Raw genomic sequence first — 22,418 nt, 5'->3', positions numbered from 1 at the left:
AGAACCTCATTCCGTTTCCAAATCATTCGTGTCTAGGCGCGAAGCCGCAGACAGTGCTGTAGCACGGCAAGGCGAAGCAACAACGACACGGATGATTTGGAGACGGAATCAGTCGCCCTGCATGTAAAAAGCCTCGGCATGGAGGTGCGCCGCCTCCAGGCCTTTGCCCAGCGCCAGCAGTGTGGTGGTCTCCACCATCGGCGGCGATCCGCACAGATACGCCTGCCAGCCTTGCAGGCTCGCGTGGTCCTGCTCGATGGCCTGGGTCACCAGCCCGCGCCGCTGCGTGGCAGAGTCGGCACGCGAGGCCACCACCACATGCACCTGCAGGGCAGGGTGCACGCTGCGCAAATGGTCCAGCCACGTCAGGCCATACAGCTCGCGCGGGGAGCGCAGGCCGAAGTACAGGTGAATGGGGTTGCGCATCCCGGCGGCCATGGCGCCGCGCACCACCGACAGCACTGACGCCAGCCCGGTGCCCCCGGCCACGCACAGCATGGGCCCCGTGTGCTGCTGGCGCAAATAGGCCGCACCCAGCGGCCCGCTGACCTTGACCTTGTCCCCCACCTTCAGCTGCCCGGCGATGTAGCCGCTGACCCGGCCCTGGGGCATGAGCTGTATATGGAACTCCAGCAGCGGCTCGCCGGGCAGGTTTGCCATGGAGTAGGGGCGCACATGCGTCGGCGTGAACCCCAGTTGCATGTACTGGCCCGGCGAGTACGCAATGGGCTTTGCCACCTTGAGCAGCAGGCGCCGGATGTCTGCCGCCAGCGGTTCGATGGCCACCACGGTGGCCTTGGCCACGCGCGCACGGTGCACCACGGCTTCGCCGGGGGCGGGCACTTCGATGGTGCAGGGCTCGGTCACATAGGTCTGGCAAGCCAGCACGGCGCCGTCCACGCCGTCCAGCGGGCGCTGCTGCTCGCGCCCGCCATCGAGCACCTCACCAGACAGCACCCGGCAGCGGCAGATGCCGCAGCGCCCAGAAAGGCACGAATACGACATCGGAACCTGCGCCGCGCGCAGGGCGTCGAGCAGGTTCACGCCGGGCTCGGCGCGGATCACGCGGTTAAGCGGCTGAACGAGGATGTCCATGGCGGGCTGCGGTCGATTTCATCCAGCCCATTGTGCCCACGAAAGCGCCAGCGAATCACTGGCTGCAATACCATCGCCACTTCATATCACGCAAGCTGATGGAGTGGCGATGGAGCTATCGGATATCGACCTGAACCTGCTGGTGCTGTTTCAGCAACTCATGGTCGAGCGGCGCGTGTCGAAAGTGGCCGACAACCTGGGTCTGACGCAGCCTGCTGTCAGCAATGCGCTGGCCAAGCTGCGGCGCATTTTTGGCGACGAGCTGTTCTTGCGCACCTCGGGCGGCATGGTGCCCACGCCTTTTGCAGAGCAATTGGGCGAATCCGTGGGCTATGCGTTGGGCATGATCCACAGCGGGCTGAACCAGCGCACACAGTTCACGCCCGCTACGCTCAAGCGCACCATCACCATTGGCATGACGGACATTGGCGAGATCGTCTTTTTGCCCGCGCTGCTGGAGCGCCTGGGGCGGGAGGCGCCGGGCGTCACGCTGAACACCGTGCGCAACAACGCTGCCCATCTGCGCGAAGACATGGAGGCTGGCAAGGTGGACCTGGCCATCGGCCTGCTGCCGCAGCTGAAAGCGGGATTTTTCCAGCGGCGCTTGTTCCGCCAGCGTTATGTGTGCCTGTTCCACAAGGGCCATGCGCTGGACCGGCCCAAGCTGCTGCTGTCGGACTACAAGGCGGCAGAGCATCTGGTGATCGTGTCGGCGGGCACGGGGCACGGCAAGGTGGATGAATTGATCCAGAAGGCCGGCATCGACCGCCTGGTGCGGCTGAGCGTGCCGCACTTTGTGAGCGTGGGCCACATCCTCCAAAGCACGGCGCTGGTGGCGACGGTGCCAGAGCGGCTGGCGCTTAAGCTGGTCGAGCCCTTTGGCCTGGTGGTGCGCACGCACCCGGTCAAACTGCCCGACGCGCCCATCAGTGTGTTCTGGCACGCCAAGGTGCACCGCGAACCCGTCAATCAGTGGCTGCGCGGCATGGTGTTTGAGTTGTTTGGGGGCGATAGTGCCGCTGGCGGTGGGTTGCCGTGATCTGCGGGCCGTGCCCACAGCGCATGCCGGGCTGAGCCACAGGCTCTGTCAAGATTTGCTATGTTATTTGTAGCTGCTTGGGCTTGCCAGTAGCGCGACAGGGCCGATTTTTATCAATAGTCTTTCCACCACTTTGATGGTTTTGTGGTGGATGGCACTTGTCACGCAACGCTGATCAATACACCAGCTTCTCCGGCCGGATCTCCTGCAGGATGGTGGTGGCAATCTCTTCGATCGACTTGGTGGTGGTGGACAACCAGCGGATGCCCGCGCGGCGCATCATGGCCTCGGCTTCGGAGACTTCCATGCGGCAGTTCTCCAGGCTGGCGTAGCGCGAGTTGGGGCGGCGCTCGGCGCGGATCTCGGCCAGGCGGTCGGGGCTGATGGTCAGGCCAAAGATCTTGTTGCGAAATGGCACCAGGGCCGGGGGCAGCTGGCGGCGCTCGAAGTCCTCTGGGATCAGGGGGTAGTTGGCGGCTTTCAGGCCACACTGCATGGCCAGGTACAGGCTGGTGGGGGTTTTGCCGCTGCGGCTCACGCCCACCAGGATCACGTCGGCACCGGCCAGGTCACGGTTGCTCTGGCCGTCGTCGTGGGCCAGGCTGAAGTTGATGGCTTCGATGCGGTCGGTGTATTCCTTGCTGCGGCTCACGTCGCTGAAACGGCCCACGCGGTGGTGCGACTTGATGCCCAGCTCTTCCTCCAGCGGGTGGACGAAGGTGCCGAACATGTCCAGCAGCATGCCCTTGCAGCCTTCCTGGATGACCTTGAGCACTTCCATGTTGACCAGGGTGGTGAAGACCACAGGCTTTTTGCCCTCCACCTCGCCGGTGTGGTTGATCTGCCGCACCGCCTGGTGGGCCTTGTCCACGGTGTCGATGAAGGGCAGGCGCACATGGCGCGGCTTCATCTCGAACTGGGCCAGGATGGCGTTGCCGAAGGTTTCGGCGGTAATGCCGGTGCCGTCAGAGACAAAAAATACGGTGCGCGAGTGCATGGAGGCCCTTTTTTTGGATGCGGCTTGCGCCAGCGGGGTGGCCACCACAAAGACGTGGCGATGGCCCGATTTGCGTAAGTCGCGTGAAAGCGTCAGCCCGTTGCCAGATGCGCGGGCCTACAATTGTCACAATTATCTGATTCTCACCATGCACACCGTCGGCCTACAACCACAACGACAAAGCTGCAGCCTGTGCATGGCCGCTTGCCTGACGCCCGCCGAGGCCAGGCATGCAGACCCGGTTTCAACTTCTGGAGCTTTCCCATGTCTGCACTTTTCAGCCCGACCGCCCTGGTCGTACCGTTTGAAAACCTGAGAATGACCGATGTCGAGGCCGTTGGCGGTAAAAACGCCAGCCTCGGCGAGATGATCTCCCAACTGCCGCAGGGCGTGCGCGTGCCCACGGGCTTTGCCACCACCGCCCACGCGTTCCGCGAATTCCTGGCCTACGACGGCCTGGCCGACAAGATCAGTGCCAAGCTCAAGAGCCTGGACACCGAAGACGTGCGCGCCCTCGCGCAGGTGGGCGCCGAGATCCGCGCCATGGTCGAGGCCCAGCCCTTCCCGGCCGACCTGCAAAAGGCCATTGCCGACGAATTTGCCAAGCTGAGCGCGGGCAACCCCGCTGCTTCGTTTGCCGTGCGCTCGTCCGCCACGGCTGAGGATCTGCCCGATGCATCGTTTGCGGGCCAGCAGGAAACCTTCCTGAACGTGGTGGGCATCGATGACGTGCTGCACAAGATGAAGGAAGTGTTCGCGTCGCTGTACAACGACCGCGCCATCTCCTACCGCGTGCACAAGGGTTTCGAGCACGATGTGGTCGCCCTGTCGGCGGGTGTGCAGCGCATGGTGCGCTCCGACCTGGGCGCGGCCGGCGTGATGTTCACCATCGACACCGAATCCGGCTTCGAAGAAGTCGTCTTCATCACCAGCAGCTACGGCCTGGGTGAAACCGTGGTGCAGGGCGCCGTGAACCCCGACGAGTTCTATGTGCACAAGCCCATGCTCAAGGCCGGCAAAAAGGCGCTGATCCGCCGCAACCTGGGCAGCAAGCTGATCCAGATGGTGTTTTCCACACCCGAGGAAAAGGCCGCCAGCGGCAAGCTGGTCAAGACCATTGATGTGCCCACCGAGCAGCGCAACCGCTACTCGCTGACCGACGCCGACGTGGAACAACTGGCGCGCTACGCGCTGGTGATCGAGCAGCACTACGGCCGCCCCATGGACATCGAGTGGGGCAAGGACGGCACCGACGGCCACCTCTACATCCTGCAGGCGCGCCCTGAAACCGTGAAGAGCCAGGCCAAGGGCCAGGCCGAGCTGCGCTACAAGCTCAAGGGCCATGGCACCGTGCTGGCCGAGGGCCGTGCGATTGGCCAGAAGATTGGCACCGGCCCCGTGCGCTTGGTGCACAACATTTCCGAGATGGACAAGGTCCAGCCCGGCGATGTGCTGGTGACCGACATGACCGACCCCAACTGGGAGCCCGTGATGAAGCGCGCCAGCGCCATCGTTACCAACCGGGGCGGCCGCACCTGCCACGCCGCCATCATCGCGCGCGAGCTGGGTATTCCGGCCGTGGTGGGCTGTGGCGACGCGACGGAGCTGCTGAAAGACGGCACGCTGGTCACGGTGAGCTGCTCCGAGGGCGACACGGGCAAGATCTATGACGGCCTGCTCGAAACCGAGGTCACCGAAGTGCAGCGCGGCGAGATGCCCCCCATCAAGACCAAGATCATGATGAACGTGGGCAACCCCCAGCTGGCGTTTGACTTTGCCCAGCTGCCGAATGAAGGCGTGGGCCTGGCGCGTCTGGAGTTCATCATCAACAACAACATTGGTGTGCACCCCAAGGCGATCCTGGACTACCCCCAGATCGATGCCGACCTGAAGAAGGCCGTGGAATCCGTGGCCCGGGGCCATGCGTCGCCCCGCGCGTTCTACGTGGACAAGGTCGCCGAAGGTGTAGCCACCATCGCCGCCGCCTTCTGGCCCAAGCCTGTCATCGTGCGCCTGTCGGACTTCAAGTCCAACGAGTACCGCAAGCTCATTGGCGGCAGCCGCTACGAGCCCGAGGAAGAAAACCCGATGCTCGGCTTCCGTGGCGCGGCCCGCTACATCAGCGAAGACTTCGGCGAAGCCTTTGCGATGGAGTGCGAAGCGCTCAAGCGCGTGCGCAACGACATGGGCCTGACCAATGTGCAGGTGATGGTGCCTTTTGTGCGCACGCTGGGCCAGGCCGAGCGCGTGACCAAGCTGCTGGCCACCCATGGCCTGCAGCGTGGCAAGGACGACCTTAAGGTCATCATGATGTGCGAGGTGCCCAGCAACGCCATCCTGGCCGAGCGCTTCCTGGAGTTCTTCGACGGCTTCTCCATCGGCTCCAACGACCTGACCCAGCTCACCCTGGGCCTGGACCGTGATTCGGGCCTGGAGCTGCTGGCGCAGGACTTTGACGAGCGCGACCCGGCTGTGCTGGCGCTGGTGGAAAAGGCCATCAAGGCCTGCCTCGCACAAGGCAAGTACATCGGCATCTGCGGCCAGGGCCCCAGCGACCACCCTGACTTTGCGCAGTGGCTGGCCAAGGAGGGCATCTCGTCGATCTCGCTCAACCCCGACAGCGTGATCGCCACCTGGCAGCAACTGGCCCGCTGACCCCCGGGGCTGCTGCACCGCCATGGGCCACCTGCACCAACCGCCACCGCGTTTGTGATGCCCCCGCAGCAGCCCAATGCCCGCCCCTCTGACCCAGAGATGGCGGGGCCTTTTCCGCCCGATCTGCACGATGTGCGCCACCTCAAGCTCAAGGCGGCCCTGTTGCTGCTGTGGGCCCTGGTGTCGTTTGGTGCCACCTATTTCGCCCGTGACCTGCAGGCGCTGGTCATCGGCGGCTGGCCGCTGGGCTACTGGATCGCGGCGCAGGGGGCCGTGCTGGTGTTCATTGGCATCGTGGTGGTGTACGGCTGGGCCATGAACCGCCTGGAGCGCAGCGATGGGCAGGCGTCGCAGCAGCAGCCGCCGCCGAGCCCCTTTGCAGACCGCCCCCATGGCTGAGCGCGAGCGCAGCCGTGTGGACAGTGACCGCGCCTACCTGTGGCGGCTGCACCGCATCCTGGCGCTGTATGTGGCGGGGGTGCTGGGTTTTCTGGCCCTGATGACCTGGGCCGAGCACCAGGGGCTGTCGCGCCACTGGATCGGCCCGATCTTTTTGTTCCTCACCGTGATGGTCTACGCCGGCATCGGCGTGTATGGCCGCACGACCGACCCCGAGGACTACTACGTGGCGGGGCGGCGCATTCCGCCCATGTACAACGGCATGGCCACGGCGGCCGACTGGATGAGCGCGGCGTCGTTCATCAGCCTGTCGGGCGCGTTGTATCTGCAGGGCTTTTCGGGCACGCCGGGGCAGGCCGGTGGCCTGGCCTATCTGCTGGGCTGGACGGGGGGCTTTTGCCTGGTGGCCATGCTGATCGCACCGCACCTGCGGGCCATGGGGCTCTACACCATTCCCGATTTTTTTCATGTGCGTTTTGGCGGGCGCTGGCCGCGCGTGATCGCTGCGCTGGCGGCGGTGCTGTGCTCGTTCACCTACGTGGTGGCGCAGATCTATGGCGTGGGACTGATTGCCTCGCGCCTTACAGGGGTGCAGTTCGAGATCGGCATCATGCTGGGCCTGGGCGGGGTGCTGCTGTGCTCGTTCCTGGGGGGCATGCGGGCCATCACCTGGACACAGGTGGCGCAGTACGTGGTGCTGCTGCTGGCGTTCATGATCCCGGTGTCGTGGCTGGCCTACAAGCAGCTGGGCAACCCGCTGGCGCCCCTGGTCTATGGCGAGCAGATTGGCAAGATCGCCGACCTGGAGGCGCAGCTGCTCGATTCCCCGGCCGAGCACCAGGTGGTGCAGGCCTACCTGCAGCGCGCCAAGGATTTCGAGGCGCGTCTGCAGAACGTGGAGGCATCGCTGGCGCACGAGCGCGAGAAGGGGCGCGAGCGCATACGGGCGCTGCGCGCGCAGAACGCCGACGTGGGCCTGATCGTGGCCGCGAGCCGCGAGCTGGCCGCACTGCCACGCGATGCCAACGCCGCGCGCGAGCGCTGGACCCGCGAAATGCGCGAGAACTACGAGCGCGCGCGCCCCCTGGGTGGACTGCCGCCCCACAGCCAGGCCTATGTGGGCGACCCCGATGGCACCCCTGAAGAGCAGCGCGACTACGAGCTGACGCGCCGCAACTTTCTGGCGCTCATGTTCTGCCTGATGGTGGGCACGGCGGGCCTGCCGCACCTGCTCACGCGGTTTTACACCTCGCCGTCGGTGTCGGCGGCGCGCGCATCGGTGGGGTGGTCGCTGTTTTTTATTGCGCTGCTGTACCTCAGCGCCCCGGCGCTGGCGGTGCTGGTCAAGTTCGAGGTGATGCAGAACCTGGTGGGCAGCAGCTTCGAGGCGTTGCCCACCTGGATGGCCCAATGGTCGCGGGTGGACAGCTCGCTCCTGTCGCTGGAAGACGTGAATGGCGACGGCCTGATTCAGTTTGGCGAGATCCGTCTCGGGGCGGACCTCATCATGCTGGCCACGCCCGAGCTGGGCGGCCTGCCGTATGTGGTGTCGGGCCTGGTGGCGGCGGGTGGGCTGGCGGCGGCGCTCTCGACCGCCGATGGCCTGTTGCTCACCATCAGCAATGCGCTGGTGCGCGACCTGTACTTTCAGGACTCGCAGCGCAAGGCCTCGCCTGAGCAGCGGGTGATTCTGAGCAAGTTTGCGCTGCTGGCGGTGGCCCTGTCGGCCGCTTTTGTGGCGGCGCTCAAACCGTCCGAGATTTTGCCCATGGTGTCGGCGTCGTTCTCGCTGGCGGCATCGGCCTTTGTGCCTGCCATGGTGCTGGGCATCTTCTGGCGGGGCACCACGCGGCAGGGGGCGGTGGCGGGCATGCTCACCGGGCTGGGCATTGCGGTGTACTACATGCTGTCCCATGTGCCTGCCGTGCAGGGTGTGTTGCCCCGCTGGCTGCTGGCCGATGGGCTCTGGTTTGGCATCCAGCCCATCTCGGCCGGTGTGTTTGGCGTGCCCTGCGGGCTGCTGGTCACGGTGGTGCTGAGCTGGATGACACGGCCAGCCCCGGCGCTGCCGCGCATCCGCTCGGAAATGTAGGCCCTGCGGGGCAGGCATCGGGTGTATTTATGTGTAAACCCCGATTTCCATAGTTTTCAAAACATGGGATTCTGGGTTAAACAGCGTGGCCCTTCGGCCATTGCAACCGTCTGGCCTTAGCTGCCACCGTATTCATTCCCTAGGAGAGGCATGGTTCTCGTCAAAACCCAGGCCGGGCAAGAGGCCCTCAAGGATCGCCGTGGCAGTTTGAGTTCGCGCCAGCGTTCGGCATTCATCCTGTTTGACGGCAAGCGCACCATGGGTGAAGTCCTGGCGGCCACAGCGGCCATGGGCATCACGCAGGACGATGTCCAGACCATGATTGCCCAGGGGCTGCTGGCCCCGTTGTCGGGCCAGCCCATGCCGGTGTTCGCCGCCGCCACCACTTCGGCGGCAGGCACTGCGGCTGATCTGGATGCGCCGGGCACCGACCTGGGCACCATCGCCTCCCCCATGGAGGGCTCGGGGCGCTCGCCCAAAGAGCGCTACCAGGCCGCTTACCCCATTGCGACGGAGCTGACGGCGGGCCTGGGGCTGCGCGGGTTTCGTCTGAACCTGGCGGTGGAAGGGGCGGGCAGCTTTGACGACCTGGCCGCGCTGGCCCCCAAGATCCGCGAGGCCGTTGGCGAGGGCAAGTTCGAGCGGCTGGACCACGCGCTGTTTGACTGAGCCCTTCGCAGACCCAGCGCCTTCGCGCGTTTTGCTTGTTTCGGAGGATGGCGAGCACAGTTCGCCGCAAACAAAAAAGCGGCCCGCGGGCCGCTTTGGTTTTTTGTGGCCCGAGGGGCCCCGCGATCAGCGGCCGACCTTGAGCAGTTCCACGTCGAACTTGAGCGTGGCGTTCGGTGGGATCACGCCGCCTGCACCGCGCGCGCCGTAGCCCAGGGAGGCGGGGATGATCAGTGTGCGTTGGCCGCCGATCTTCATGCCTTGCACGCCTTCGTCCCAACCCTTGATGACCATGCCCGCGCCCAGTGCAAATTCAAAGGGATCGTTGCGGTCGCGGCTGGAGTCGAACTTGGCGCCTTGTTCGCCGTTGTTGTAGAGCCAGCCGGTGTAGTGCACCGACACGTTCTGGCCCTTGGTGGCTTCGGCGCCTTCGCCCACGGTGGTGTCTTCGTACTGCAGGCCGGATGCGGTGGTGGTCAGTGCCATGGTGGAGGTTCCTTGAGTGCTATTAAAAATATAGCTTCTAGCGCTTGCTCATCGCGCGCTAGAAGCTATTTAGACTGCTATTTTAGCGAATGCCCCGTGCAGGGCAGGAGGCAGAGAGACTGTGGGGCTCAGGCCTTCTTGGCGCGGCCTGCCACCCAGCGTGTGGCGAAGGCCTGCACGTCCGACAGGCGCTTGAGCAGATCGGCGCCCGAGGGGGTGACGGTGTAGCCGTCGCTGCCATGGTCCACAAAACCGGCTTCGCGCAGTTCCTTGATGCGGGTGTTGAGCGTGTTGGGGGTGATGCCGCCCACGCTGTCCTGCAGCAGGCGGAAGGTCTGGGGGTGGCCGTCCTTCAGGGCCCACAGCACGCGCAGTGCGTAGCGGCATTCAAGCCGCTCGAACAGTTGGTTGATGGCGACATTTTCTTTGGAGCTCATGGACGCTTCTCCTCGCGCAAGTGTTGGATCTCGATTCGGATCGGGCGGACGGTTGCCGGGCCCGTGATGTGCTGAAACTATAGCGCGGAACCCGTTTTGCTACAAGTTTGGTAGCTCAGAACGCACGTCACATATGCGCTGAAGGGGAAATTTGGGCTATTCGCCAACAAAATGTTGCGCACCGGCCACGGATCAGGGCGCCAGGAGCAGATGCCCCTGCCGCGCCAGATACCCCACCAGCAACTGCGCCGCCGGGGGCAGGGCGCTGGCACTGCGGTAGCAGATGGCAAAGCGCCGCCGGGCCCAGGGATCACTCAGCGGGACGATGCGCACGGGCGCCAATTGGGCAAAGGGCTGGGCCACCTCGCGCGGCACCACGCTGATGGCCAGGTTGGCGCGCACCACCCGCAGCGCGGCGTCAAAGTTGGACACCAGCACGCGGTGGGCCAGCAGTTTTCCCTCGACAGCCGCAGCGCGTGCCAGCAGCACCTGCACGGCGCTCAGTGCGGGCATGCTGACGAATTCATGCTCCAGCACGTCGGCAAACCGCACGCTCTGCAGCTGGGCCACGGGGTGCGACTGGTGCGCCACCACGGCCAGGTGGTCGCTGCGGTAGGCGCTGGTTTCCAGGCCCGAAAGGTCGGCCGCGTCCCAGCAGATGCCGATGGAGGCGCTGCCGTCGCGGATGCCTTGCACCACGTCAGGGCTCACGCGCTCTTCCAGGCTGATCTGGATGTCGCGGTGTGCGGGGTCTTGCAAGAAGGCCGCCACATCGTCGGCCAGCGATTCGGCCATGACGGACGCGGTGACCAGCATGCGCACATGGCCGCGCGTGCCGGTGGCGTAGGCCGCCATGTCGCGCTCGATCTGGCCCACGCTGGCCAGCATGGTGCGCGCATGCTCCAGCAGGGTTTCGCCCGCCGGGGTGGGCACCACGCCCCGGCGTTTGCGCAGTAGCAGGGGCGTGCCCACGGTGTCTTCCAGCTGCGCCAGCCGCTTGCTGATGGCCGAACCCACGATGGACTCCTGCTCGGCCACGCGTGCAATGCTGCGCTGCTCGCACACGGCTGCAAACAGGCGCAGGGTCTGCAGGTCCAGGTCGCGCATGGGCTTGTCTCCAGGTGTTTGATCTTCCTGTTTGGAATCATATGGCTTCCAAAATGTATTTTCTGATTCTATTGGGAATTTCTAAAATCGACGGCAGAACACCACCCGCCGGAGACGACACAGTGCTGACCCCCTCTACCGCTTCCACCACCCCGGCGCGCGCCACCGTCCGCGAAGTGGGCCTGCGCGACGGTCTGCAAAGCATTGCCACTGTGGTCTCCACCGCGCAAAAGATCGAATGGCTCAACGCCGCATACGCCGCCGGCCAGCGCGAGATCGAGGTGGGCTCCTTCGTGCCCGCCCGGCTGTTGCCCCAGCTGGCCGACACCGCCGACGTGCTGGCCCATGCCAAAACGCTGCCCGGCCTGGTGGCCTCGGTGCTGGTGCCCAATGTCAAGGGCGCAGAGCGCGCACTGGAGTGTGGTGCCGACCTGATGGTGGTGCCCCTGTCCGCCAGCCACGCCCACAGCCTGGCCAACCTGCGCAAGACACCCGACGAGGTGGTGGCCGAGGTGGCCCGCATCCGTGCGCTGCGCGATGCCAGCGGCCGCAGCACGCTGATCGAAGGCGGCGTGGGCACTGCCTTTGGCTGCACCCTGCAGGGCGAGGTGGCTGAGAGCGAAGTGCTGCGCCTGATGCAAGCGCTGCTGGATGCGGGCGCCGACCACGTGAGCCTGGCCGACACCGTGGGTTTTGCCGACCCGGCCTCGGTCGCCAGGCTGTTCGACAAAGCCCGTGCCCTGGTGGGCGACCGCCTGGCTTGCGCGCACTTCCACGACACGCGCGGCATGGGCCTGGCCAATGTCTATGCCGCCTGGCAGACGGGCATCACCCGCTTTGATGCCTGCCTGGCCGGCATTGGCGGCTGCCCGCACGCGCCGGGCGCCAGCGGCAATGTCACCACCGAAGACCTGGTGTTCATGCTGGAGCGCATGGGCGTTGCCACTGGCATCGATGTGAGTGCGCTGCTTGCGCTGCGCCAGCGCGTGGCGGGCTGGCTGGCGGGCGAGACCCTGCACGGCACGCTCTGGCAGGCGGGCCTGCCGCAGAATGCCGCACCCGCCGCGCTGCGCGAAGCGGCAACGGCCTGAACCCTTTTCTGAACGCTCTGAACATGCACGACACATCCGCCTCTCCCTCGTCCCCCCGCCTGCCGCTGGAAGGCCTGCGCGTGGTGGAGTTCACCCACATGGTCATGGGCCCCACCTGCGGCATGGTGCTGGCGGACCTGGGCGCCGAGGTCATCAAGGTCGAGCCGGTGGACGGCGACCGCACGCGCCACCTGCTGGGCGCGGGCGCAGGCTTCTTCCCCATGTTCAACCGCAACAAGAAAAGCATCGCGCTCGACCTGCGCAGCCCCGAGGGTCTGGCGGCAGCGCGCAAGCTCGCGGCCTCGGCCGATGTGGTAGCGCAGAACTTCAAACCGGGCGTGATGACCAAATACGGCCTGGACTACGCCGCGCTGAGCCAGATCAACCCGCGCCTCATCTACGTCAACCACACGGGCTTTTTGCCCGGCCCGTACGAGCACCGCACGGCGCTCGACGAAGTGGTGCAGATGATGGGCGGCCTGGCCTACATGACCGGCCGCCCTGGCGACCCGCTGCGCGCGGGCAGCAGCGTGAACGACATCATGGGTGGCATGTTTGGTGCGATCGGCGCGATGGCGGCACTGATGCAGCGCGGCATCACCGGGCGCGGGCAGGAGGTGGACTCGGCCCTGTTCGAGAACAACGTCTTCCTCGTCGGCCAGCACATGATGCAGTACGCCGTCACCGGCAAACCGGCCGCGCCCATGCCCGACCGCATCTCGTCCTGGGCCGTGTACGACGTGTTCAGCGTGAAGGACGGCGGGCAGATCTTTTTGGCCGCCGTGAGCGATGCGCAGTGGCAGACCTTTTGCGACGCCATGGGCTATGCCGACCTGAAGGCCGACACCAGCCTGGCCACCAACAACGACCGTGTGCGCGCCCGGCCCACGCTGATGCCGGTGCTGCGCGAGCGGCTGGCGCAGCACACGGCCGACGAACTGGCGGCCGTCTTCGAGCGCCACGGCCTGCCGTTTGCACCCATCCGCCGGCCCGAAGAACTGTTTGACGACCCGCACCTGCAAGCCACCGGCGGCCTGGCCGACATCACGCTGCCCGACGGCGAGCGCGCCGGGCAGACCGCGCAGATCACGCTGTTGCCGCTGCGCCTGGACGGCCAGCGCCTGGACGTGCGCTGCGACCCGCCCCGCCTGGGCCAGCACACGGCTGAGCTGCTGCAGGGCCTCGGCTACACGGCCGATGAAGTGGCTGCGCTGCACGCGGCCGGGACCATCGCCTGATTTTTTGAAACCATCCCTGGGCAGAGCGATGTGGCGCAGACCACCGCCCAGGGTTTCCTGACCACGACCGGAGACAAACCCATGCCGCGCACCACCACCGCCCCCGCTTCCCCCCACGCCACGCCTGCCGCCCCCAGTGTGCTCACCCGCCGCCAGGCCCTTGCCACCGGCGCCGCCGTGCTGGGGGCTGTGGCCTGGGGCCTGCCCCGCGTGGCCCGTGCCCAGGGTGATGGCAAGCCGCTGCGCGTGATCCTGCCGCTGTCGGCGGGCTCGGGGGCCGACGGCGCCATCCGCGCCATCAGCACCAGCCTGGCCAAGGCGCTGGGCCAGCCCGTGGTCATCGAAAACCTGCCGGGCGCTGGCGGCATCACCGGCACCACGCAGATCGTGCGGGCGCCCAAGGACGGCTCGGTGATCGGCGTGGTGTCCAACAACCATGTGGTCAACCCCAGCGTGTACAAGAACATCCCGTTCGACTCGCTGACCGACATCACGCCCATCACCATCATTGGCGCCACGCCCTTTGTGCTGGTGGCCCACCCCTCGGTGCCCGCCAAGACGGTGCAGGAGCTGGTCGCGCTGGCCAAGGCCAAACCCGGCGTGCTCAACTACGGGTCGTCCGGCAACGGCACCATCCTGCACCTGGGCGCAGCCATGTTTGTGGACCAGGCGCAGCTCGACATCAAGCACATCCCCTACCGGGGCATGGGCCCACTGATGAACGACATCCTGGGCGGGCAGGTGCAGCTGGGGGTGGTGGCGGTGGCGCCCGCTGCGGCGCACATCAAGTCCGGCACGCTGCGCGCCCTGGGTGTGACCACGGCCAGCCGCGTGCCCCTGCTGCCCGGCGTGCCCACCATTGCCGAACAGGGCCTGCCCGGCTATGAGCTGGACGGCTGGATCGCCCCCGTGGCGCCTGCGGGCCTGCCCAAGGCCGAGCTGGCGCGGCTGTACAACGGTTTCAAGGCCGCCATGGAGATGCCCGAGGCGCGCGATGCGCTGCTTGCCCAGGGCTACGAGATCAAGCTCACGCCGCCCGAACCCGCCGCCGCCTTCTTCCGCACCGAAGCCGCGCGCATGGCGCAGGTGGTGAAGAACGCCCACGTGAAGATTGACTGACGGGCCGAGACCGGGCGGGGCAGGGCGTGACCTGTCAAGCCGCCTGACCGTTCGCCACGCCGCTCCGGAGCAAAAGTTCAAAGCTTTTTAGGCTGCTACCGCGCGATGGGTAAGCCTTTGTAGCTATTGTTTTGATAGTAATCCGCGTCAGGCGTGTGGCGCAGGCAGTGCGTGGTGCTGGTGCTGCGGCTGAGAACGCTGCGGGTGTGGTTGATGCGGCTGGTGCCGCAGGCGGAACACCGCCACGGCATCCACCATCTGGCGGGCCTGGCCGCTCAGGCTGCCTGCGGCGGCGGCGCTTTCTTCCACCAGGGCGGCGTTCTGCTGCGTCACGTCGTCCATGCGCACGATGGCCTGTGTCACGCGCTGCATGTCCGAGGTCTGCGCGGCGCTGGCCTGGCTGATCTCTTCCATCAGGCTGCTCACCTCGCGGATGGACGCCACGACCTCGGTCATGGTGGTGCCCGCGTCCCGCGCCAGGTCCGAGCCCGCCTGCACACGTTCCACGCTGGTCTGGATCAGCGCCTTGATCTCGCGCGCCGCCCCGGCGCTGCGCGTGGCCAGGTTGCGTACCTCGCTCGCCACCACCGCAAAACCCCGGCCTTGTTCGCCTGCGCGCGCGGCCTCCACGGCGGCGTTCAGCGCCAGGATGTTGGTCTGGAACGCGATCCCGTCGATCACGCCAATGATGTCGGCAATGCGGCGCGAACTCTCCTGGATGCCCTGCACCACCTCCACCATCTGCGTCACCACATCGCCGCCGCGCTGCGCCACGGTGGCGCCGCTCTTGGCCAGTTCGTTGGCGCGTTGCGCGTTGGATGCGTTCTGCTGCACCGTGGCCTGCAGCTGTTGCATGGACGAGGCGGTTTCGTCCAGAGACGAGGCCTGCTCTTCGGTGCGCATGCTCAGGTCGGCATTGCCCTGGGCAATTTCGGCACTGGCGCTGGCCACGCCTTCAGCGTTGCTGCGCACACCGGCCACCACGGTCTCCAGGTTGTCCTGCATGGCGCGCAGGGCTTCGAGCAGCCGGGCGGGCTCGTCGCGGCCCTCCACGCGGATGCTGGTGGTGAGGTCGCCCGCCGCCACCTTGTGGGCCAGCGACACGGCCACGCCCAGCGGCCGCACCACCGACCGGGTCAGCAGCCAGCCCGCGCAGGCGCCCAGCGCCGTCACCAGCGCCAGCGCCACCAGGCTGCTGACCAGCGCCCGCCGCGCGTCTTGCCCCGCCTGTTGGGCAATGGCCGCGCTGCTGGCGGCCACCTGCTGGCTCAGCTCGGTGAGCAGCTTGGCGGGGCCCTGGTCGATGTCGGCCACGTCGGCATCCCCGGCCGATGGCACAAAGCCCAGCGACTGGAACACCTCAAAACCCTTGCGGTAGCCCTGCGCCATCTGCGCGTGGGCCTGGGTGAACTTCTGCAGCGCCGCCTTTTCCTGGGCGTCGCTCAGCTGGGGCTCCAGTGCCTTGGCGGCGTCGGCCACGCGTTTTTCGCTGGCCTGGAAGGCGTTCCAGTGCAACTCGCGCTTGCGCGAGTCTTCGCCGCGCAGCAGGGTGTTTTTCCACTCCAGCACCTGGGTCTTGAACTCGCTTTCCATGCGGCTCACGGCGCGTTCCTGCGCCACGCGCTCCAGCACCGTGGTGTCGTAGGTGCCCAGCGTGCGGTAGAGCGTGGCGATGCCGAACAGCGCGGCGCCCAGCAGCAGGGCCAGCACCAGGCCCAGGGCCGTGGCCATGCGTGCGCCGATGGAGTGGTTGGACATTTTCATCAGAGGCTCCAAAGGTTCTGCAGCGGGCCCGGAGGGCCTGGCGGTGAGATCAGGCCTTCAGCTTGAGCAAATAGACCATCACGCGGGCGGTGGTGAGGTCCAGCTCCATGAACTCTGCCAAATCCTTGCCCGTGAGCCAAGAGGGCTCCCACCGGTTCTGCTTGAGGGTGCGCGTCCACGACTCATGGTGGGTGGCGGCCTCGACGGCGGCCAGCATTTCGGCAGTGCGTGCAGGTGCCACGCCCTTGCCGGTGAACACGCCGCGCCAGTTGGCCATGACGGCGTCCAGCCCTTGCTCGCGGAACGCGGGCAGGCCAAACGCGCTGCGGCGGGACGAGACACCCAGGGCCCGCAGCTTGCCTGCCGCAATCGCGTCGCTGAACTCGCTGTAACCCGACAGGCCCACGGCCGCGTTGCCAGACACCAGGGCCTCGACCACATCGGCCCCGCCGGGAAACGGCTTGTAGACCAGCTCTTCGGGTTTGGCCTTGGCGGCGCGCGCCAGCACGCCTGCAAACATGTGGTCCACGCCCCCGGCGGAGCCCCCGGCCACCGGCATGCCGCGCAGGTCGGCTCGCAGCGCATCGGCGAGGTCCTTGGTGTTCTTGATGGGCGATTTGGCCGCCACCGCCGCCACCAGGTAGTCACTGGTCAGGCGCGCCAGGGGCTGAATCTGGCCCATGTCCACGGCAGGTTTCTGCAGCGCCACGGCGCCCACCATCACCATGCCCCCCATGAAGAGGGTGTTGGCGTCATTGCCGTATTTTTCAGCGTACTTGGCCAGGCCAATGGTGCCGCCTTTGCCGCCGATGTTTTCGTATTCCACCTGGTCGGCCGCGCCCGCACCCACCAGCGCCGCGCCCAGCGCGCGGCCGGTCTGGTCCCAGCCGCCGCCCGGGTTGGCGGGGATCACGATGCGCAGCGTGCCTGCCAGCTTGGGCGCCTTGGGCGGCGCGCTGCGCGCAGCAGCCTGGGCCCAGGCGGAAGTGGCAAACGGGGCGCCGAGTGCGCCGATGGCGCCCGTGGCGGTAGCGCGGGCAAGGATCTGGCGGCGGTTGAAGGAGGTCGTCATACGGTCTTTGGCAAAAAAGGGGGAGGTGCAGATCGTTGGGTCGGCCTGTGCGCATTGCGACAGGAGATTGCCGAGCTGCATGGCAGTCTCCTTCAGCCGTGTGGCAATGGTCACCATCCAAGCTGTCAGTCTGCTGTCGGTGGCATGGGGGTAAACGTGGGGGGCTGCGCTGGGCGAGGCCCAAAAAAAAGCCCTGCGCCGCAGGTGCGGGGCAGGGCGTTGGGGCCGGGGCGGGCCGCAGTGCGGCCAGCGGTGCCGGGTGCTGGCTTACAGCGAGTCGATGAAGCTGCGCAGCTTGTCCGAGCGCGAGGGGTGCTTGAGCTTGCGCAGCGCCTTGGCTTCGATCTGGCGGATGCGTTCGCGGGTCACGTCGAACTGCTTGCCCACTTCTTCCAGCGTGTGGTCGCTGGTCATTTCGATACCGAAGCGCATGCGCAGCACCTTGGCTTCGCGCGGCGTGAGGCCGTCCAGGATGTCCTTGACCACATCGCGCAGGCCGGCCTGCATGGCGGCTTCGATAGGCGCGGTGTTGGCACCGTCCTCGATGAAGTCACCCAGGTGGCTGTCGTCGTCGTCCCCGATCGGCGTTTCCATGGAGATCGGCTCTTTGGCGATCTTCATGATCTTGCGGATCTTGTCCTCGGGGATCTCCATCTTGGCTGCCAGGATGGACGCATCGGGCTCGAAACCAAACTCTTGCAAGTGCTGGCGGCTGATGCGGTTCATCTTGTTGATCGTCTCGATCATGTGCACCGGGATACGGATGGTGCGCGCCTGGTCAGCGATCGAGCGGGTGATGGCCTGGCGAATCCACCACGTGGCGTAGGTCGAGAACTTGTAGCCACGGCGGTATTCGAACTTGTCCACCGCCTTCATCAGGCCGATGTTGCCTTCCTGGATCAGGTCGAGGAACTGCAGGCCCCGGTTGGTGTACTTCTTGGCAATCGAGATCACGAGGCGCAGGTTGGCCTCGATCATTTCCTTCTTGGCATCGCGCGAGGTGGCTTCACCTTCGTTCATGCGCTTGTTGATGCCCTTGAGCTCGGCCAGCGGCACCACAACGCGCGACTGCAGGTCCATCAGCTTTTGCTGCAGGTCCTGGATGGGCGGGATGTTGCGCGCGATCACGGCCGACCAGGGCTTGCCTGCGGCGGCCTGCTTCTCGACCCACTGCAGGTTCAGCAGGTTGGGCGGGAAGTCTTTGATGAATGTTTCCTGGGGCATGCCGCACTTGTCCACGATGATGCGGCGCAGCTCGCGCTCTTTCTTGCGCACATCGTCCACCTGGCCGCGCACCATGTCGCACAGCTTCTCGATGGTCTTGGCGGTGAAGCGGATGGTCATCAACTCGGCCGACAAAGCGGCTTGCGCCTTGATGTAGGCGGGCGTGCCGTAGCCTTCCTTGTCGTACACCTTGTGCACTTTTTCAAACAGCTCGCGCAGCTTGTCGAAGCGCTCCAGCGCCTGCTTCTTGAGTTCTTCGAGCTTCTTGGTCAGCGCCTTGGAGCCGCCCTTGCCGTCGTCGTCGTCGGCTTCGTCGAACTCATCGAAGTCTTCTTCGGCCACATAGTCGTCGGCTTCGTTGGGGTTGGAGAAGCCGTCCACGATGGTGGAGATGACGACCTTGCCTTCGCGGATTTCCTCACCCATGTTGAGGATCTCGGCGATGGTGGCGGGCGATGCGCTGATCGCCTCCATCATGGCCATCAGGCCGCCTTCGATGCGCTTGGCGATTTCGATTTCGCCTTCGCGCGTCAGCAGCTCGACCGTGCCCATTTCGCGCATGTACATGCGGACCGGGTCGGTGGTGCGGCCGAATTCCGAGTCCACGGTGGACAGCGCGGCTTCGGCGGCTTCTTCGGCTTCTTCCTCGGTGGCGCCTGCGGGGGCGTTGTCCGTGATGATCAGCGCTTCGGCGTCGGGCGTCTGCTCGTACACCGCCACGCCCAGGTCGTTCAGGGTGGTGATGACGGCTTCGAGGGTTTCGGCATCGACCAGCTTGTCGGGCAAGTGGTCGTTGATTTCAACGTGCGTGAGGTAGCCGCGTGTCTTGCCCAGCTTGATCAGGGCCTTGAGGCGCTGGCGGCGCTTTTGCATGTCTTCTTCGGACAGGACGGTTTCGTCCAGGCCGAATTCCTTCATCAAGGCGCGTTCCTTGGCCTTGCTGATCTTCATGCGCAGTGGCTTGACCTTCTCGACCGTGGCTGCGGCCTCCGGTGCTTCCTCGACTTCGCCTTCCAGGTCCGATTCGATGTCGGACAGGTCGGTGTCGTCGCCGCCTTCGTCACCGGCGGCGGCAGCCTTGGGCTTGCGGCCACGCTTGGCGGGGGCCTTGGCTTCGGCGGTGGCGCCTGCGGCCTTGGCAGGGCGGCCGGGGCGCTTCTTCGGGGTTTCTTCTTCGTCGGCGGCAGCGGCGACAGCCTTGGCGCGGGCAGGTTTTTTCTTCAGCAGCTCATCGGCGGCTTTGATCAGCTCGGCGGTACTTTTCACGGACACGGTTTTGACTTTCTTGGCTGCTGGAGCGGGCGCGGCGGCTGCAGGCTTTTTGGCCGGAGCTTTCGCAGTTGCTTTGGCAGCAGGGGTGGGAACAGCCTTTGCGGCAGTGCCTGGAGCAGACTTGGGCGGCTTCGCGGACTTTTGAGCGGGCATGGAACAACCTCAGAATCAAAAACGGACACACAAAGAAATCGCAAGCGCCACAGATCCCGGCGCGGGTGGCGGTGCGAAGCTGAACGGTCTTCGCACTTCGAGGGGAGGCCCTCAGCGGCAAGATGTCTGGGCGATCATTTGGTGTGCAGTCCTTGCGATAAGTGGGCCCATCAGCGCATAGGTGCGCGTTTGTCACGGTGGCCCGGCTCGGAGGTGCTGCTGTCGCTCTTGCCTAACCCTACATTATATCATTTGACGCGATTTCAAGCCGTTGTGGTGTTTACGCCCAACAAAATCTTGCGTTTTTGCTCCAGGGCGCGGTAGCGCTCCAGGGCCGTGGGGTCCTGGGCGGCCTGCAGCATCAGCAGCTTTTGTTGCTCGGCGATGTCTTCGATGAGCATGCGGTTCAGCAAATCGCGCAGCTCCAGCCGCAGTTCGGCCAGCTCACCCTCGGTCTGGGCGTGGGCGCCGGTCATCACTTTCACCGCGAGGTCCTCGCATTCGTGCTCGCGCAGGCTCTCGCGCAGCACGGCCCAGGCCAGGGGGCCGTGCTCGTGGAACTGCGCCTCCAGCCAGGTGAACAGCGGGCCGTGGGGCGAGGGCTGGGCGCACAGAGCGGCGTGGTCGTCGTGGGTCAGCTCTTCGAGAAACGCCATGTGCGACAGCAGCAGCCGCGCGGCATGGTCGGCCCGGCCCATGGCGGGCGTGCGGGGCAGGCGCGGCTGAGGCGGCCAGGGGGCATCCTTATCGCGTTTGCTCCATTTGCCGTTGCTGCCCTTTTTCCAGTCGCCACCGCCGCTGTTCTTGCGGAACGGGGGCTTGCCGCCGCCATAACCTCCGGCGCCCGGGGCCTCGTAGCCGCCAGATGCGCCGCCCCCGCCCCCCACGTATTCGGGCTCGTGGTGGGGCTGCCAGCCGTCCAGGTCGGGGGGCGGCATGTCGCCCCAGGGGGGCTCGTCGGCATAGGGGCTGGCGGCAGGGGCCTGGGAGCGCGGTGCCGGGGCGGGCGTGCGTGCGGGTTCACGGGCACCGCCGCCTGCGCTCCACAGCTCCGACAGGTCGCGCGCGTTGAGCTGGGTGAGTTCGGCCAGCTCGCCCAGCAGCTGGCGCTTGAGCACGCCGTCGGGCAGGGCCGTCCACAACGGGCGGGCGTTGCTCGCCATGTGGGCGCGGCCCTCGGCCGTGGCCAGGTCGCAGCCGTCGCTGGCCGATTCGACCAGAAAGCGGCTCAGCGGCACGGCGTTGCCCACATGCTGGGCAAAGGCGTCGGTGCCGTGGGCGCGGATGAAACTGTCTGGGTCGTGCTCGGCGGGCAGGAAGAGAAACTTGATGCTGCGCGTGTCGGTGGCGTGGGGCAGGGCGCCATCGAGCGCCTTGCGCGCCGCGCGGCGGCCGGCGTTGTCGCCGTCAAAGCTGAAAACCACCGCGTCCGTAAAGCGCAGCAGCTTGTGCACATGCTCGGGCGTGCAGGCCGTGCCCAGCGTGGCCACGGCGTTCGGAAACCCCAGCTGCGCCAGCGCCACCACGTCCATGTAGCCTTCGGTGACCAGGGCGTAGCCCTGCTCGCGGATGGCGGTGCGGGCCTCGAACAGGCCGTACAGCTCGCGCCCTTTGTGGAACACCGGGGTTTCGGGCGAGTTGAGGTACTTGGGTTTGTCGTCGCCCAGCACCCGGCCGCCAAAGCCGATGCATTCGCCCTTGACGTTGCGGATGGGGAACATCACCCGGTCGCGAAACCGGTCGTAGCGCTTGTCCTGCCCTTCCTCGCCCACGATGACGAGGCCGCTTTCCTCCAGCAGCGGGTCGTCGTAGCGCGGGAACACGCTGGCCAGGCTGCGCCAGCCCTCGGGCGCATAGCCCAGCCCGTAGCGCTTGGCAACGGCGCCCGACACGCCCCGGCCCTTGAAGTAGCCAATGGCGCGCTGCGACTCGCGCAGGTGGCGGCGGTAGGCATCGGCGGCTTTTTCGAGCACGTCGCTCAGCGTGGCCTGCTTCTGGCGGGCAGCGGCGGCGCGCTCACGCTCCTGGGGCGAGATGTCGTCGTCGGGCACCTGCAGGCCCACGCCCTGGGCCAGGTCCTGCACGGCTTCGACAAAACCCATGCCTGCGTGGTCCATCAAGAAGCTGATGGCGTTGCCGTTTTTGCCGCAGCCAAAGCAGTGATAGAACTGCTTGGCGGGGCTGACGCTGAAAGATGGCGACTTTTCCCCGTGGAAAGGGCACAGTCCCATGAAGTTGGCCCCGCCTTTCTTCAGTTGAACGTAGCGGCCCACAATATCGACCACATCGACGCGGGCAAGCAGTTCCTGGATGAAAGACTGAGGGATCGTCACGCGGTGTATTGTCCGCGTAAACTGTTTGTTACTAGGGCGTGTCATCAATCAAAGCCCCTACATGGTTGAAAGAGCCTGCTGCAGCCCCATGTGGTGGCCGTGAGTAAAAGATACGCCCTACTTGATGCTCAATGGGAACGCATCAAGAACCTTCTGCCCGGTCAGGTCGGCCAGCC

The 22,418-nt window shown here is 66.1% G+C and carries 17 protein-coding genes; 8 read left to right on the top strand and 9 right to left on the bottom strand.

What is annotated here, in order from left to right:
• Positions 1-108: 108 nt before the first annotated feature.
• The gene (locus A1D30_RS17560; protein ID WP_063462015.1) at positions 109-1,095 is read right to left on the bottom strand and encodes a 2Fe-2S iron-sulfur cluster-binding protein; all 987 of its coding nucleotides are present in this window, start codon (positions 1,093-1,095) and stop codon (positions 109-111) included.
• Positions 1,096-1,204: 109 nt separating this feature from the next.
• Between A1D30_RS17560 and A1D30_RS17555 the strand changes: the two genes are divergently transcribed.
• Positions 1,205-2,134: a LysR family transcriptional regulator gene (locus tag A1D30_RS17555; RefSeq protein WP_063462014.1), complete on the top strand. Its 930-nt coding sequence runs from the start codon at positions 1,205-1,207 to the stop codon at positions 2,132-2,134.
• A gap of 175 nt (positions 2,135-2,309) precedes the next feature.
• On the opposite strand, the gene A1D30_RS17550 is transcribed toward A1D30_RS17555, so the two are convergent.
• A complete protein-coding gene (locus A1D30_RS17550) occupies positions 2,310-3,131 on the bottom strand; it encodes a pyruvate, water dikinase regulatory protein (protein WP_063462120.1) in 822 nt (273 codons plus the stop codon).
• 264 nt (positions 3,132-3,395) lie between these two features.
• Between A1D30_RS17550 and ppsA the strand changes: the two genes are divergently transcribed.
• The 4 genes from ppsA (at position 3,396) to A1D30_RS17530 (ending at position 8,946) form a co-directional block, all read left to right on the top strand.
• Positions 3,396-5,786: a phosphoenolpyruvate synthase gene (gene ppsA / locus A1D30_RS17545; protein WP_063462013.1), complete on the top strand. Its 2,391-nt coding sequence runs from the start codon at positions 3,396-3,398 to the stop codon at positions 5,784-5,786.
• A 57-nt stretch (positions 5,787-5,843) separates the two neighbouring features.
• A complete protein-coding gene (locus A1D30_RS17540; protein ID WP_063462012.1) occupies positions 5,844-6,185 on the top strand; it encodes a DUF4212 domain-containing protein in 342 nt (113 codons plus the stop codon).
• Complete coding sequence (locus A1D30_RS17535; protein ID WP_063462011.1) at positions 6,178-8,277, top strand: VC_2705 family sodium/solute symporter; 2,100 nt, start codon at positions 6,178-6,180, stop codon at positions 8,275-8,277. Before A1D30_RS17540 ends, A1D30_RS17535 begins: the two co-directional genes overlap by 8 nt.
• Before the next feature lie 150 nt (positions 8,278-8,427).
• The gene (locus A1D30_RS17530) at positions 8,428-8,946 is read left to right on the top strand and encodes a hypothetical protein (protein ID WP_063462010.1); all 519 of its coding nucleotides are present in this window, start codon (positions 8,428-8,430) and stop codon (positions 8,944-8,946) included.
• Positions 8,947-9,072: 126 nt separating this feature from the next.
• Here the strand turns inward: A1D30_RS17530 and A1D30_RS17525 are convergent, their stop codons facing one another.
• The 3 genes from A1D30_RS17525 to A1D30_RS17515 form a co-directional block, all read right to left on the bottom strand.
• Positions 9,073-9,432 carry an FKBP-type peptidyl-prolyl cis-trans isomerase gene (locus A1D30_RS17525; RefSeq protein WP_063462009.1) on the bottom strand — a complete coding sequence of 120 codons (360 nt, stop codon included), beginning with the start codon at positions 9,430-9,432 and terminating at the stop codon, positions 9,073-9,075.
• A gap of 128 nt (positions 9,433-9,560) precedes the next feature.
• A complete protein-coding gene (locus A1D30_RS17520) occupies positions 9,561-9,869 on the bottom strand; it encodes a winged helix-turn-helix transcriptional regulator (protein WP_063462008.1) in 309 nt (102 codons plus the stop codon).
• Positions 9,870-10,061: 192 nt separating this feature from the next.
• Positions 10,062-10,976, bottom strand: a complete 915-nt coding sequence (locus A1D30_RS17515; RefSeq protein WP_063462007.1) for a LysR family transcriptional regulator — start codon at positions 10,974-10,976, stop codon at positions 10,062-10,064.
• Positions 10,977-11,101: 125 nt separating this feature from the next.
• Here A1D30_RS17515 and A1D30_RS17510 point away from each other — a divergent pair, with 125 nt between their 5' ends.
• The 3 genes from A1D30_RS17510 to A1D30_RS17500 all read left to right on the top strand — a co-directional run bounded on the left by A1D30_RS17510 (position 11,102) and on the right by A1D30_RS17500 (position 14,424).
• A complete protein-coding gene (locus A1D30_RS17510; protein WP_063462119.1) occupies positions 11,102-12,067 on the top strand; it encodes a hydroxymethylglutaryl-CoA lyase in 966 nt (321 codons plus the stop codon).
• 23 nt (positions 12,068-12,090) lie between these two features.
• The gene (locus tag A1D30_RS17505; protein ID WP_063462006.1) at positions 12,091-13,305 is read left to right on the top strand and encodes a CaiB/BaiF CoA-transferase family protein; all 1,215 of its coding nucleotides are present in this window, start codon (positions 12,091-12,093) and stop codon (positions 13,303-13,305) included.
• Positions 13,306-13,386: 81 nt separating this feature from the next.
• A complete protein-coding gene (locus A1D30_RS17500) occupies positions 13,387-14,424 on the top strand; it encodes a tripartite tricarboxylate transporter substrate binding protein (RefSeq protein ID WP_063462118.1) in 1,038 nt (345 codons plus the stop codon).
• 147 nt (positions 14,425-14,571) lie between these two features.
• Here the strand turns inward: A1D30_RS17500 and A1D30_RS17495 are convergent, their stop codons facing one another.
• The 4 genes from A1D30_RS17495 to dnaG form a co-directional block, all read right to left on the bottom strand.
• Positions 14,572-16,188, bottom strand: coding sequence for a methyl-accepting chemotaxis protein (locus A1D30_RS17495; RefSeq protein WP_242421930.1), 1,617 nt, complete (start codon positions 16,186-16,188; stop codon positions 14,572-14,574).
• 49 nt (positions 16,189-16,237) lie between these two features.
• Entirely contained in the window at positions 16,238-17,260 is a 1,023-nt protein-coding gene (locus A1D30_RS17490; protein ID WP_063462117.1) for a tripartite tricarboxylate transporter substrate binding protein, read from the bottom strand.
• A 267-nt stretch (positions 17,261-17,527) separates the two neighbouring features.
• The gene (gene rpoD / locus A1D30_RS17485; RefSeq protein WP_063462005.1) at positions 17,528-19,909 is read right to left on the bottom strand and encodes an RNA polymerase sigma factor RpoD; all 2,382 of its coding nucleotides are present in this window, start codon (positions 19,907-19,909) and stop codon (positions 17,528-17,530) included.
• A 263-nt stretch (positions 19,910-20,172) separates the two neighbouring features.
• Positions 20,173-22,242, bottom strand: a complete 2,070-nt coding sequence (dnaG, locus tag A1D30_RS17480) for a DNA primase (RefSeq protein WP_063462004.1) — start codon at positions 22,240-22,242, stop codon at positions 20,173-20,175.
• Positions 22,243-22,418: the final 176 nt, after the last annotated feature.

The sequence above is a fragment of the Acidovorax sp. GW101-3H11 genome, from assembly GCF_001633105.1.
In the GTDB taxonomy this organism is placed as follows: Bacteria; Pseudomonadota; Gammaproteobacteria; order Burkholderiales; family Burkholderiaceae_C; genus Acidovorax.
This window is presented reverse-complemented; position numbering and strand designations above follow the sequence as displayed.

What these genes read in the sequence shown, in the direction of transcription:
- A1D30_RS17560 (WP_063462015.1), bottom strand. Translation starts at nt 1,095, where the DNA reads ATGGACATCCTCGTTCAGCCGCTTAACCGCGTGATCCGCGCCGAGCCC.
- A1D30_RS17555 (WP_063462014.1), top strand. Translation starts at nt 1,205, where the DNA reads ATGGAGCTATCGGATATCGACCTGAACCTGCTGGTGCTGTTTCAGCAA.
- A1D30_RS17550 (WP_063462120.1), bottom strand. Translation starts at nt 3,131, where the DNA reads ATGCACTCGCGCACCGTATTTTTTGTCTCTGACGGCACCGGCATTACC.
- ppsA (WP_063462013.1), top strand. Translation starts at nt 3,396, where the DNA reads ATGTCTGCACTTTTCAGCCCGACCGCCCTGGTCGTACCGTTTGAAAAC.
- A1D30_RS17540 (WP_063462012.1), top strand. Translation starts at nt 5,844, where the DNA reads ATGCCCCCGCAGCAGCCCAATGCCCGCCCCTCTGACCCAGAGATGGCG.
- A1D30_RS17535 (WP_063462011.1), top strand. Translation starts at nt 6,178, where the DNA reads ATGGCTGAGCGCGAGCGCAGCCGTGTGGACAGTGACCGCGCCTACCTG.
- A1D30_RS17530 (WP_063462010.1), top strand. Translation starts at nt 8,428, where the DNA reads ATGGTTCTCGTCAAAACCCAGGCCGGGCAAGAGGCCCTCAAGGATCGC.
- A1D30_RS17525 (WP_063462009.1), bottom strand. Translation starts at nt 9,432, where the DNA reads ATGGCACTGACCACCACCGCATCCGGCCTGCAGTACGAAGACACCACC.
- A1D30_RS17520 (WP_063462008.1), bottom strand. Translation starts at nt 9,869, where the DNA reads ATGAGCTCCAAAGAAAATGTCGCCATCAACCAACTGTTCGAGCGGCTT.
- A1D30_RS17515 (WP_063462007.1), bottom strand. Translation starts at nt 10,976, where the DNA reads ATGCGCGACCTGGACCTGCAGACCCTGCGCCTGTTTGCAGCCGTGTGC.
- A1D30_RS17505 (WP_063462006.1), top strand. Translation starts at nt 12,091, where the DNA reads ATGCACGACACATCCGCCTCTCCCTCGTCCCCCCGCCTGCCGCTGGAA.
- A1D30_RS17500 (WP_063462118.1), top strand. Translation starts at nt 13,387, where the DNA reads ATGCCGCGCACCACCACCGCCCCCGCTTCCCCCCACGCCACGCCTGCC.
- A1D30_RS17495 (WP_242421930.1), bottom strand. Translation starts at nt 16,188, where the DNA reads ATGAAAATGTCCAACCACTCCATCGGCGCACGCATGGCCACGGCCCTG.
- A1D30_RS17490 (WP_063462117.1), bottom strand. Translation starts at nt 17,260, where the DNA reads ATGACGACCTCCTTCAACCGCCGCCAGATCCTTGCCCGCGCTACCGCC.
- rpoD (WP_063462005.1), bottom strand. Translation starts at nt 19,909, where the DNA reads ATGCCCGCTCAAAAGTCCGCGAAGCCGCCCAAGTCTGCTCCAGGCACT.